We start from the raw sequence: 278 nt of genomic DNA, 5'->3' as shown, positions 1-278 counted from the left end.
CACCCTCAACACCACGGACGCCGACTTCAAAGCCCTGCACGGCGGTGGTGATGGCAGCGAGACCTTCCAATACACCATCACCGACGCAGACGGCGACACCAGCACCGCCAACCTGGTGCTGCAGATCTACAACAACGACGACACCGTGACCCTCGACGGCCTGAACGTCTATGGCGGAGAACTGACCGTCTACGAGAAAAACCTCAGCGACGGCAGCAACCCAGCCACCTCGGCGCTGACCCAGAGCGGCACCTTCACCGTGACGGCGCTGGACGGCC

1 protein-coding gene is annotated in these 278 nt (G+C 63.3%); it reads left to right on the top strand.

From position 1 onward, the window contains the following. The coding region (locus KW839_RS27380) for a hypothetical protein (RefSeq protein WP_218426052.1) at positions 1-278 on the top strand (278 nt) is incomplete at both ends.

Origin of the sequence: Pseudomonas sp. PDM31, assembly GCF_019218965.1 — a bacterium.
Taxonomy (GTDB): domain Bacteria; phylum Pseudomonadota; class Gammaproteobacteria; order Pseudomonadales; family Pseudomonadaceae; genus Aquipseudomonas.
Note: the sequence above shows the minus strand (reverse complement) of the source record. Positions and strands in the feature narration are given on the sequence as shown.